This window comes from Sphingomonas sp. 67-41, from assembly GCF_001899725.1.
Taxonomy (GTDB): Bacteria; Pseudomonadota; Alphaproteobacteria; order Sphingomonadales; family Sphingomonadaceae; genus Sphingomonas; species Sphingomonas leidyi.
On sequence record NZ_MKWJ01000010.1, the window covers coordinates 18,854 to 30,515 of the forward strand.

General features: G+C 69.0%; 12 protein-coding genes. 10 read left to right on the plus strand and 2 right to left on the minus strand.

Annotated elements, in window-relative coordinates; all coding sequences use genetic code 11:
* Position 1: 1 nt before the first annotated feature.
* From BGP17_RS05540 to BGP17_RS05570, 7 genes are read left to right on the plus strand one after another with little or no spacing between them, the layout of a single operon-like run.
* Entirely contained in the window at positions 2–763 is a 762-nt protein-coding gene (locus BGP17_RS05540) for an SDR family NAD(P)-dependent oxidoreductase (RefSeq protein ID WP_286711280.1), read from the plus strand.
* Positions 760–1,251, plus strand: coding sequence for a MarR family winged helix-turn-helix transcriptional regulator (locus tag BGP17_RS05545; RefSeq protein WP_286711281.1), 492 nt, complete (start codon positions 760–762; stop codon positions 1,249–1,251). The genes BGP17_RS05540 and BGP17_RS05545 overlap by 4 nt, the downstream gene beginning before the upstream one ends.
* Positions 1,248–2,063, plus strand: coding sequence for an enoyl-CoA hydratase family protein (locus BGP17_RS05550; protein ID WP_167300564.1), 816 nt, complete (start codon positions 1,248–1,250; stop codon positions 2,061–2,063). Before BGP17_RS05545 ends, BGP17_RS05550 begins: the two co-directional genes overlap by 4 nt.
* Complete coding sequence (locus tag BGP17_RS05555; protein WP_286711282.1) at positions 2,063–3,229, plus strand: acyl-CoA dehydrogenase family protein; 1,167 nt, start codon at positions 2,063–2,065, stop codon at positions 3,227–3,229. The genes BGP17_RS05550 and BGP17_RS05555 overlap by 1 nt, the downstream gene beginning before the upstream one ends.
* Positions 3,229–3,633, plus strand: a complete 405-nt coding sequence (locus tag BGP17_RS05560; RefSeq protein ID WP_286711283.1) for an acyl-CoA thioesterase — start codon at positions 3,229–3,231, stop codon at positions 3,631–3,633. Before BGP17_RS05555 ends, BGP17_RS05560 begins: the two co-directional genes overlap by 1 nt.
* The gene (locus BGP17_RS05565; RefSeq protein WP_167300567.1) at positions 3,630–4,034 is read left to right on the plus strand and encodes a RidA family protein; all 405 of its coding nucleotides are present in this window, start codon (positions 3,630–3,632) and stop codon (positions 4,032–4,034) included. The genes BGP17_RS05560 and BGP17_RS05565 overlap by 4 nt, the downstream gene beginning before the upstream one ends.
* 11 nt (positions 4,035–4,045) lie before the next feature.
* On the plus strand, positions 4,046–5,221 hold the full coding sequence (locus BGP17_RS05570; protein ID WP_167300568.1) for an acyl-CoA dehydrogenase: 1,176 nt from the start codon (positions 4,046–4,048) through the stop codon (positions 5,219–5,221).
* A gap of 41 nt (positions 5,222–5,262) precedes the next feature.
* On the opposite strand, the gene BGP17_RS05575 is transcribed toward BGP17_RS05570, so the two are convergent.
* Positions 5,263–6,591, minus strand: a complete 1,329-nt coding sequence (locus BGP17_RS05575) for a M24 family metallopeptidase (protein ID WP_286711284.1) — start codon at positions 6,589–6,591, stop codon at positions 5,263–5,265.
* Between the two features lie 275 nt (positions 6,592–6,866).
* Between BGP17_RS05575 and BGP17_RS05580 the strand changes: the two genes are divergently transcribed.
* Positions 6,867–7,388 carry a MarR family winged helix-turn-helix transcriptional regulator gene (locus BGP17_RS05580; protein ID WP_286711285.1) on the plus strand — a complete coding sequence of 174 codons (522 nt, stop codon included), beginning with the start codon at positions 6,867–6,869 and terminating at the stop codon, positions 7,386–7,388.
* Positions 7,389–7,464: 76 nt separating this feature from the next.
* Here the strand turns inward: BGP17_RS05580 and BGP17_RS05585 are convergent, their stop codons facing one another.
* Positions 7,465–8,862 carry an amidohydrolase family protein gene (locus BGP17_RS05585; protein ID WP_286711286.1) on the minus strand — a complete coding sequence of 466 codons (1,398 nt, stop codon included), beginning with the start codon at positions 8,860–8,862 and terminating at the stop codon, positions 7,465–7,467.
* Between the two features lie 129 nt (positions 8,863–8,991).
* On the opposite strand from BGP17_RS05585, the gene BGP17_RS05590 reads away from it, so the two are divergent.
* On the plus strand, positions 8,992–10,845 hold the full coding sequence (locus BGP17_RS05590; protein ID WP_286711287.1) for a tetratricopeptide repeat protein: 1,854 nt from the start codon (positions 8,992–8,994) through the stop codon (positions 10,843–10,845).
* 37 nt (positions 10,846–10,882) lie between these two features.
* A complete protein-coding gene (locus BGP17_RS05595; protein WP_286711288.1) occupies positions 10,883–11,662 on the plus strand; it encodes a cyclase family protein in 780 nt (259 codons plus the stop codon).

The following is an 11,662-nucleotide window of genomic DNA, read 5'->3' on the forward strand; positions in this document are numbered from 1 at the left end:
TATGCACCTGAAGGACATCCATGCGGTCGTCACCGGCGGGGGATCGGGCATCGGCGCGGCCATCGCCCGCGCACTCGCCGAGGAAGGCGCGCGGCTGACGCTGATCGGGCGTCGGCTGGAGCCGCTGGAAACCGTCGCCGCGGCCATCCCCGGCGCGATCACCGTTCCCGCCAACGTCTCCGACCGGACGTCGATCGAGGCGGCCTTCCAGGTCGCCCGCGCCGCGCACGGCCCGATCGGGATCCTGGTCAACAATGCCGGCATCGCCCCCAGCGCGCCCTTCGCCAGGGTGACCGCCGAGGCGTGGCGCGAGACGATGGCGACCAATCTCGATGCGCTGTTCCATTGCTGCCAGGCCGCGCTGCCGGACCTGCTCGCGGCACCGGCCGGGCGGATCGTCACCATCGCCTCCACCGCCGGGCTGAAGGGCTATGGCTATACCGCGCCCTATGTCGCCTCCAAGCACGGCGCGATCGGGCTGATGCGCGCGCTCGCCGCCGAGTTCGCTGCGACGCCGCTCACCGCCAATGCGCTCTGCCCCGGCTTCACCGACACCGATATCGTCGCCCGGGCAGTCGAGACCATCGCCGGCCGCACTGGCCGCAGCCATGCCGAGGCGCTGGCCGAGCTCACCCGCCACAACCCCCAGAAGCGGCTGATCACGCCCGGGGAAGTGGCGGCGGCGGCGGTCTGGCTCTGCCTGCCCGCCAGCGGATCGGTGACCGGACAGGCGATCCCGATCGCCGGGGGAGAAGTGACGTGACTCGCACCGCCTTCCTGCGCGAAAAGCATGACGGCGCGCTCGACGATCGCGGCAGCGTGCGGCTGTGGCTGCGGCTCCTCACCTGCACCACGGTGATCGAGAAGCGGCTGAAGCGCGGCTTTGCCGACGGATACGACATCACCCTGCCCCGCTTCGACGTGATGGCGGCGCTCGACCGGCATCCCGAGGGGATGACGATGGGCCAGCTCTCCCAGGCGCTGCTCGTCTCGAACGGCAATGTCACCGGCGTCGTCCAGGCGCTGGTGCGCGACCGCTATGTGAGCCTCGCGCCCTCGCCCACCGACGGCCGCTCCTCGGTTGCCCGCCTGACCCAATTGGGGCGCGAATGCTTCGCCGGGCTCGCCGAGGCGCATCATGCATGGATCGAAGCGATGCTGGCCGGGCTGGGCCGCGAGGAACGCGGCCAGCTTCACCAGCTTCTGGGCGTGCTCAAGGACTCGCTCGCTGCCGATGGGGAGAAGGAATGACCATGGATCCGACCAGCTTCGTGGCCCGGCATTTCGGCTGGCATTTCGCCGAGGGCGTGGCGACGATCACGCTCGACCGGCCCGAGCGGAAGAACCCGCTCACCTTCGAAAGCTATGCCGAGCTGCGCGATACCTTTCGCGACCTCGTCTACACGTCGCAGGTCAAGGCAGTGGTGCTCACCGGCGCGGGCGGCAATTTCTCCTCGGGCGGGGACGTCCATGAGATCATCGGGCCGCTGACCGAAATGGCGATGCCCGAACTGCTCGCCTTCACTCGGATGACCGGCGACCTGGTCAAGGCGATGCGCGCCTGCCCCCAGCCGATCGTGGCGGCGATCGACGGCATCTGCGTCGGCGCCGGCGCGATCATGGCGATGGCATCGGACCTGCGCCTCGCCACCCCCGCCGCCAGGACCGCCTTCCTGTTCACGCGCGTGGGCCTGGCCGGCTGCGACATGGGCGCCTGCGCGATCCTGCCGCGGATCATCGGCCAGGGCCGCGCCGCCGACCTGCTCTACACCGGTCGGATGATGTCCGCCGAGGAAGGCGAGCGCTGGGGCTTCCACAACCGGCTGGTACCGGCCGACGCGCTGCTGAACGAAGCCCAGGCACTGGCCCGCAGCATCGCCACCGGCCCCAGTTTCGCGCACGGCATCACCAAGACCCAGCTCAACACCGAATGGGCGGTGAGCATCGAGACCGCGATCGAGATGGAGGCCCAGGCCCAGGCGATCTGCATGGCGACCAGGGACTTCCGCCGCGCCTTCGAAGCCTTCGCCGACAAACGCACCCCCGAGTTCGAGGGCAATTGATGGCCGACCGCAGCTTCCTCGACTGGCCCTTCCTCGACGACGGCCACCGCAAGCTGGCCGACGCGCTCGAGGCCTGGTGCGTCGCCAATCTCTCCGGCCATCACGGCGCCGATGTCGACGCCGAATGCCGGCGGCTGGTCCGTGCGCTCGGCGAGGGCGGCTGGCTGCGCTACTGCGTGCCGGCGGCGTGGGGCGGCATGCACGAGACGCTCGACATCCGCTCCCTCGCGCTGATCCGCGAGACGCTGGCGCGCCATTCGGGGCTGGCCGACTTCGCCTTCGCGATGCAGGGGCTGGGATCGGGCACGATCTCGCTGTTCGGCACCGAGGCGCAGAAACAGGCCTATCTCCCCGCCGTGGCGCGGGGCGAGAAGATCGCCGCCTTCGCGCTCACCGAGCCGGGCTCGGGCTCCGACGTCGCCTCGATGGAGACCCTGGCCGAGCGCGACGGCAATGGCTGGCGCGTGAACGGCGCCAAGACCTATATCTCGAACGGCGGCATCGCCGATTACTACGTGCTGTTCGCCCGCACCGGCGAGGCGCCCGGCGCCAAGGGCATCTCCGCCTTCCTCGTCGATGCCGACACGGCGGGCCTGCGCGTCACCGAGCGGATCGAAGTGATCGCCCCCCACCCGCTCGCCACGCTCGAATTCGCCGACATGGCGCTGCCGGCCGACGCGCTGCTCGGCGAGGCCGGGCGCGGCTTCGCGGCGGCGATGGCGACGCTCGACATCTTCCGCACCACCGTGGGCGCCGCCGCGCTCGGCTTCGCCCGCCGCGCGCTCGACGAGGCGACCGCCCGTGCCCGCACCCGGCGGCTCGGCGACGGCACGCTCGCCGACAATCCGGTGACCCAGTCGAAGCTCGCCGAGATGGTGCTCGACATCGATACGTCCGCCCTGCTCATCTACCGCGCCGGCTGGCTGCGCGACGTGCAGGGCCAGCGCAACACCCGCGAGGCCGCGCTGGCCAAGCTGCACGCCACCGACAGCGCCCAGCAGGTGATCGACAAGGCGGTGCAGATCTTCGGTGGCCTGGGAGTCACCGTCGGCGCCCCGGTCGAGGCGCTGTACCGCGAAGTGCGGGCGCTGCGCATCTACGAGGGCGCGTCGGAAGTGCAGAAGATCGTCATCGCCCGCCAGCATCTCGCGCAGAGCGCAGGCTGATGTTCCGCGTCTCCCATCCGCTGCGCTTCGCGCATTGCGACCCCGCGGGCATCGCCTTCTATCCGCGCTGCCTCGAGCTGTGCGACGCCGCGGTGGAGGACTGGACCCCGGCGGTGCTGGGCGACGACCGGCGGGCGATGCACATGGGCCGCGGCCTTGGCCTGCCCACCGTCAGCCTGGCCGCCACCTTCGCCACACCGAGCAAGCTGGGCGACCTGCTCGATTTCGCCGTGAAGCTCACCCGGGTGGGACGCAGCTCGATCGACCTGGAAGTCGATGTGACCTGCGAAGACACGCCGCGCTTCTCGGTCCGCCTCACCCAGGTGCTGATCGAGCTTGCCGGCGGCACGTCGCAGCCCTGGCCCGCCGAATATCGCCAACGCCTTGAAATGGAATGCCAATGACCGTGCATCAGAGCCTGTTGCCCCCCGGCTGGAAGCGCCCGCGCGGCTATGCCAACGGCATTTCCGCCAGCGGCCGGATGGTGTTCACCGCCGGCGTGGTCGGCTGGGACGCGGAGGAGCGTTTCGTCGCCTCCGATCTCGCCGGCCAGTTCCGCCAGGTTCTGGTCAACACGGTGGCGATCCTCGCCGAGGGCGGCGCCGGCCCCGAGCATATCGCGCGCATGACCTGGTACGTCACCAGCCGCGACGAATATCTCGCCGGCCTGGACGAGATCGGCGCGGCGTATCGCGAGCTGATCGGCCGCAACTATCCGGCGATGGCCGTGGTCGAGGTCGCCGCGCTGGTCGAGGCCGAAGCCAAGGTCGAGATCGAGACGATCGCGATCGTCCCCACCGCCTGAGGAACCCTGACATGCAGAAATTCGACTGGGCCGATCCCCTGCTGCTCGATGCGCAGCTGGAGGATGAGGAGCGGATGATCCGCGACACCGCGCGCGACTATGCGCAGGCACGGCTCGCACCGCGCGTGATCGAGGCGTTCGACCGCGAAGTCACCGACCCCGAGATCTTCCGCGAAATGGGTGCGCTGGGCCTGCTGGGCCCGACGGTGCCCGAGGCCTATGGCGGCGTCGGCGCTTCCTATGTCGCCTATGGCCTGATTGCCCGCGAGGTGGAGCGGGTGGATTCGGGCTATCGCTCGATGATGAGCGTGCAGTCGAGCCTGGTCATGTACCCGATCCATGCCTTCGGCTCGGAGGCGCAGCGGCTGCGCTACCTGCCCAGGCTCGCCAGCGGCGAATGGATCGGCTGCTTCGGCCTGACCGAGCCCGATGCCGGCTCCGACCCCGGCGGCATGCGCACCCGCGCGACCAGGATCGATGGCGGCTATCGGCTGAACGGCACCAAGACCTGGATCTCCAACGCGCCGATCGCCGACGTGTTCGTCGTCTGGGCCAAGTCGGACGCGCATGGCGGCGCGATCCGCGGCTTCGTGCTGGAGAAGGGCATGAAGGGCCTCTCCGCGCCCAGGATCGAGGGCAAGCTGAGCCTGCGCGCCTCGATCACCGGCATGATCCAGCTCGACGATGTCGAACTGGGCGAAGACGCGCTGCTGCCCGAAGTCGAAGGCCTCAAGGGCCCCTTCTCCTGCCTCAACCGCGCGCGCTACGGGATCAGCTGGGGTGCGCTCGGCGCCGCCGAATTCTGCTTCCACGCCGCCCGGCAATATGGCCTCGACCGGCACCAGTTCGGCAAGCCGCTTGCCGCCACCCAGCTCTTCCAGAAGAAGCTGGCGGACATGGAGACCGAGATCGCGCTCGGCCTCCAGGCATCGCTGCGCGTCGGGCGGCTGATCGACGCCGGCCGGTTTGCGCCCGAGATGATCTCGATCGTCAAGCGCAACAATGTCGGCAAGGCGCTCGATATCGCCCGGGCCGCCCGCGACATGCATGGCGGCAACGGCATCTCGGGCGAGTTCCAGGTGATGCGCCACCTGATGAACCTGGAAACGGTCAACACCTATGAGGGCACGCACGACGTCCATGCCCTGATCCTGGGCCGCGCGATCACCGGGATCGCCGCCTTCTGACGGCAATGGGGCGGCCGGGCCCATGCCGGCCGCCCATTCCCTCACTTCACCAGCAGGATCCGGCTGTTGGGCGGATAGGCCCATTCGAAGCCGCGCTCGGTGACGACGCCATTGTCCTCCAGCGGAATCTTGATCTTGCGCCCGCCCCATTCGGGCACCGGCGTGTAGAGGAACAGCTCGATCGACAGGAAATTGCCTGGCCGCAGCGTATAGGTCATGCGCAGCGGGTTGAAATCGGCGATCGACGGGCCCGAGCCATGCCCCCAATCGCCCACCGAATGGCTGCCGATCACCACGTCGGAGACCTTCGGGTCCTTGCTCGGATCGTCATAGCGGCCGAGCGCCAGCCCCGGCGTCGCCGCCACGCGCTTGTTGACCGCGGCCAACGCGTCGCCGGCGGTCACGCCCGGGCGGATCACGTCGAGGATCATCCGGCGGATGTCCTGCGCCTTGTCATAGGCACGCTGCACGCCTGGCGGCGGCGCGTTCTCGCCGGGCTTGAGCACATAGGCCATGCGCTTCATGTCGGTGTAGTAGAAGAGATAGTTCACTCCCCAGTCGACCGTGATCAGGTCCCCCGGCTGGATCACATGGTCGCCCGATACCGGGCCGCGCTCGCCGGGTCCCAGGATGTAGATGCTGGGCAGCCCGAAGCTGCTGCCCAGCCCCTCCTTGTGGAGCTGCTCCATCATCCACCAGGCGACGTCGCCGGTGGTGGTGTGGCCGGGCGCGATCACTTCGTTGGAGAGCGCGCGCTCCAGGATGGTGCGCGAATATTCCCCCGCCTTGGCGAAGGCCGCGATTTCATGGATCGAATGGCGGGCACGGAAATCGGAGACCAGCTTCTCGGCCGGGACCAGCCGCTCCGCCAGCGCCGGGCCGAGCGTCTCGACCAGCTTCGCGTGCAACGAATGGCTGAGCCCGTCCGCCGTGCCGATCTCAGTCGCCACGTCGATGCCGATCCGCCTGGGATCGCGCGCCTCGACAAACCTGCGCAGCTCGGCGGGCGAGAGCTTCAGATCGTAGAGCGGGCATTGGTCGAACGCCGCGCCGCCGATTCCCATCGCCGCGCGCTCGATCCGGCCGCTGCCGGTGCGATCGGTGAAGACATGATAGCCGACATCGCCCACATAGCCGCCGCCGAGCAGCGCGGCATTGGGATCGTCATGCCCCTCGCGCGAGGCGACGATCCACATGTCGATGCGGTTCTCGCGCATCGCCTCGGGCAGGATCAGGTCGAGCTTGTCCTTGCGGATCTGGCACATCTGGTCCCAGCGCCGCTTCGCTTCCTGCCCCTGGGCAGGCAGCGCCGCGAGCAGCGGCAGGACGGCGAGCGGCAGGGCCAGACGGCGGCAGCGTTTCGACGACACGCTTGTTCTCCCATGGTTTCACCCTCGGGAACGTGACAGGCCCGCAATGGAAATGGAACAATAATCACGCAATTTTCGTTGATATTTCGCCGCTTGTTCGGCATGGGCCCGCCTTCTCGCGCGGTGGGAGCTGCCCATGGCGTTGCCGCCACGCAACCGATCCGGCGCAAATGACGATTGATAGGTGTAGAAACATATGTTTTCGGCTAATTCGCCTGCCGCACGCCGTCCGGCCCGGCGCAACGTCTTGATCCTGCGGAACGATTGAGGGAAACATGGCCACCAGCGCGGTGAAGAAAACGGCAAGAACGGCAGAGGATCTGATGGACAATCGCAGCGTCTACGACCCGAGCAGCCCCAATTTCCGCCTCGAAAACTCGCCTTTCTACCTGATGGCGCATGCCGACTTCAAATATCACGAGGACATGGACATCGTGCTGCACAAGCATGGCGTGTCCAAGCCGATCTACCGCGTGATGACGGTGCTGCGCGAGCGCCAGCCGGCCAGCATCGGCGCGATCGCCGAAGCGGCGCTGACCAAGCGCTCTACGATCAGCCGGATCATCGACCGGATGGTCGAACAGAGCCTCGTCACCACCGAGCCCAATCCGGAAGACAATCGCATCACCGAAGTGACGCTGACTCCGGCCGGCCAGCAGACCCTGCGCAAGCTGACCCCGATCGTCGGCCGCCAGTTCAGCCGCGCGATGGACGGGGTGAGCGACCGCGACATCGCCCATCTGCTGCGCACGCTGCAGAAGATCAGCGCGAACCTGAGCAAGCTGCCGATCGAATGAGGGGAAGCCCGGCCCGGGCGACCGGGCCGGATTCCTCCCGCGCGCCGTCACCCGGGGGACGATGGGCGACGCGCGCTCAACGGGGCCCGTTCTCCACCACCACCTTGCCATCGGCGACGACATAGCGGACGTCGCGCAGGTTCTTCAGCGAATCCAGCGGATTGGCGCCAACAACCAGGATGTCGGCGATCTTGCCCGGCTCGATCGTGCCCAGCTTGTCGCCCATGCGCAGGATCCTCGCGCCGGTGCTGGTGGCGGAGGCGAGCACATCGGCATTGGTCATGCCTGCCTGGCGGAGATAATCGAGCTCGCGGAAATAGGCGTCCGGATAGCGCCATTCATTCTCGAACGGGATATCGGTGCCCACGCCGATCGGCACGCCGGCGCGCCATGCCTCGTTCACGCGCTTCAGATGATCCTGCTGGTTGATCACGAAGCGGCGCGAATGCGTGTAGTAGAAGCCGCCGCCGGGGATGCCCGCGGTCGGATAGCCGCCCTCCAGCAGATTGTCGAACGCGCCGATCGTCGGCACGAAGGCGGTGCCGTGCTTCTTCATCAGCGGCACGGCCTGGTCGCTCAGCAGCAGCGGATGCTCGAGCGTGTCGACTCCCGCCTCGATCGCCCAGTCGGTATATTTGCCATAGCTGTCGATCGCGACCGGCACGCCGAGCGAATGCGCCTCGTCGATCGCCGCGGCCAGTTCCTCCCTGGCGGCGGGCGCGCTGATCTTGATCCAGTCGGACAGGCGCCGGACCTGCTCGCGCACCGCCTTGCGCCATTCCCACGGCCCGTCGACCCCGTGCGGATCGCCGCCGAGATTGGGCTTTTCGCGGCCGGTGGCGGTAGCGGTCACTTCGTCGCCATGGCCGCCCGTGCTGGCGATCAGCTTGCCGCTCCACAGCACGCGCGGGCCCCGGATCATGCCGCGATCCACCGCTTCCTTGATGCGCAGCGCCACGTCATCCATCGTGCCCACGTCGCGCGCGGCGGTGATGCCCGCGGTGACCATCTGCTCGGCCAGCACGGTGCCGCGGATCGCCGCGGCGGCCGGGCTGTCCGAATAGCGGCCCATGTCGGTGCCGCGCTGCTGGGTGAAATGGATGTGCAGGTCGATCAGGCCCGGCAGGATCCACAGCCCCCGCGCATCGATCGTCCGCGCCGCATTGGCGGGCACGGAGGTGCCGGCCGGTCCGGCGGCAAGTATCCGGTCGCCCTGGAGCACGATCACCGCGTTCGGGATCGGCGCGCCGCCCCGGCCGTCGAGCAGGGTCCCGCCGGCGAGTATGATCACCGGCTCATGGCTGCGGTCGACCGGGGGGATCGGCAGGCGGCGGACATCGTCCGTCGTCTCGGGGATCGCGCGCTGCGCATGCGCGAGATGCGGCGTCAGCACCCCGACCAGCAGCGCCGCCGAGATCGCCGCCCCTCGCAGAAGCTGCTTCCGAACCGCACTGCGCTTCCCCGATCCTCTCATGGCGACACCCCTATAATTCCCAATTACACATGATTTAAAGCGTGATTCCCTTGACGAAACAAGGGGCATTTGCAACCTTTCCCCTTCGGCGGGCTCCCGGAAGGAGACCCGCCATGGGAATCGCGTTCGATGGAACAGGCACCGCGACAGCAAGGCCCGGCATCTCCGCCAGCGGAGCCGAACGGTCTCGGCGCGCAGGCGCTTGGCGAAGCCCTGCAGCATGCCATGGGGCTGGCACGCGGCGGCCAGGCCGGAGCGGCCGAGACCATTCTCCTGCATGTGCTGGACCTCGCTCCCGAGAATCCCGACGCGCTTCAGCTGCTCGGCATGATCGCGCGACGGGCAGGCCGGCACGAGGCGGCGGTAGCGCTCTTCCGCCGCTCGCTCGCGGCCGCTCCGGACCAGCCCCATGTGCACAACAATCTCGGGAACAGCCTTGGCGACCTGGGCGACTCCGCCGGCGCGGCGCAAGCCTATCGCGACGCGCTGGCGCTCGCGCCTGCCTATGACGAGGCCCGGGTGAACCTGGCGATCGCCCTGCTCGCTGCCGGGGAACCGCGATCCGCCTGCGAGACGCTCGCCCCGCTGCTGCGCCGCGATCCGCGCAACGCACGCGCCTGGGCCACGCTCGGCCAGGCCCGGCGGGAGCGTGGCGAGCTCGATCACGCCATCGCCGCCTTCCGCACCGCGCTCGCATTGCGGCCCGACCATGTCGCAACGCTGCTCAATCTGGGCGTTGTGCTGCGCCTTGCCGGTTGGCCGGAAGAAGCCTTGCCCCTGCTCGCCCGCGCGGCCGAGATCGATCCGGCCAATCCGGATATCGCCTATGTCCTCGGCCATTGCCTGCAGGATCTGGGCCGGGTCGACGCCGCCATCGTCTCCTATGAACGCGCGATCACCCTGCGCCCCGCCGATCGCGCCGCACATGAATCGCTCAACAACCTGTTGTGGCGGCAGGGCCGCGGCGCAGCCTGGCTGGCCAGCTATCGCGCCGCGCTGGCCCGCTTTCCGGGCAATGAAGGGCTGCTCTGCGACCTGGCCGACCGGCTGCTGCTCGCCGGGGACGCGGCAGGTGCCGCGGCGCTGCTCGCGCCGCACGCCGATCGCGCCGGACCGGAACTGCGCTGCCAGTTCGGCCGGGCCCGCTGGTCGCTGGGCGAAGCGCAGGCCGCGCTCCTGGAGTTCGATGCCGCGCTCGCCCGCGATCCCGGTTTCGCCCCCGCCGCGCGCGAAGCTGCCCGATCGCACATCATCCTCGATCGCCCCGCCGAAGCGCTGGCCCGGCTGGAGCCGCTGCTCGCCGCCGATCCGTTCGACCAGCAGGCGCTCGCGCTTCAGGGCCTCGCCTGGCGCTTCACCGGCGATCCGCGCGATGCCTGGCTGAACGATGCCGAACGTCTCGTCTCGGCGAGCCGGCTGGCTCCGCCCGATGGCGACGCCGCCGGCTTCAACGCGCGGCTCGACGCGGCGCTCACCGCGCGTCACCGCGACCAGCAGCAGCCGCTCGGGCAGACGCTGCGCGGCGGCACCCAGACCAGCGACGACCTGTTCGCCCTGCCCGATCCGATGATCGCCGCGGTGCGCGCGATGATCGAGGCGCAGGTCCGCCGCTGGCTAGCCGCACTGCCCGCAGACGCGGAGCACCCTTTCCTTCGCCGCAACACCGGCCGGTTCGCCTTTTCCGGCTCCTGGTCGGTGCGGCTGCGCCGCGCCGGCTTCCACGAGAACCACATCCATCCCCAGGGCTGGATCAGCGCCTGCTATTATGTCGCCCTGCCCCAGGCGGTCGATTACCACCGCCAGGGCTGGCTCAAGTTCGGCGAGAGCGGGCTTCGCCTGGGGGAACGCGAACGGATCGCCCGCATGATCCGGCCCGAGCCGGGCCTGCTCGTGCTGTTCCCTTCCTATTTCTACCACGGGACGGTGCCGTTCGAGGATTCCGGCCACCGCACCACCATCGCCTTCGACATCGTGCCGGCATGACCAGGCCCGCGCGGATCCAGCCCCAGGGAGGACAGACATGACCAGCCAGACGCTCGAGAGTTTCGCCGCCGGCATCGCATCGGGTGCGATCCGCACCATCGACCTCACCCAGACACTGTCCCCCGACACGCCCACGCTCGTCCTCCCGCCCGAGTTCGGCCAGTGCGCCGGGTTCAGCCAGGAGGAGATCTCCCGCTATGACGAACGCGGCGTCGCCTGGTACTGGAACAACTTCACCGTCAGCGAGCATACCGGCACGCATTTCGATGCGCCCATCCACTGGATCACCGGCAAGGACCTGCCCAACAACGCCGTCGACACGGCGCTGCCCGCCGACTTCATCGCGCCGGCGGTGGTGATCGACATCTCCGCCCGCGCGGCCGAGAACCCCGACTATCTCCTCACTGTCGAGGATATCGAAGCCTGGGAAGCCGAGCATGGCCGCATCCCGCCGCGCAGCTGGATCCTGCTGCGCACCGACTGGTCGAAGCGCGCGGTCGATGCCTATGTCAATCGCCGCGAAGACGGGGCGCATACGCCCGGCCCCTCGGCCGAGGCGGTCCGGTTCCTGATCGACGCGCGCGCGGCGCACGGGCTGGGCGTGGAGACGATCGGCACCGATGCCGGCCAGGCGCATCTCCTCGATCCGGCCTATCCGGCGCATACGCTGTTCCACGCGGCTGGGCGCTATGGGCTCCAGTGCCTCGAGAATCTCGACCTGCTGCCGCCGACCGGTGCGGTGATCGTCGCGACGCCGCTCAAGATCAGGGGCGGCTCGGGCAGCCCGCTGCGCGTCCTGGCGCTGGTGGCGGGCTGA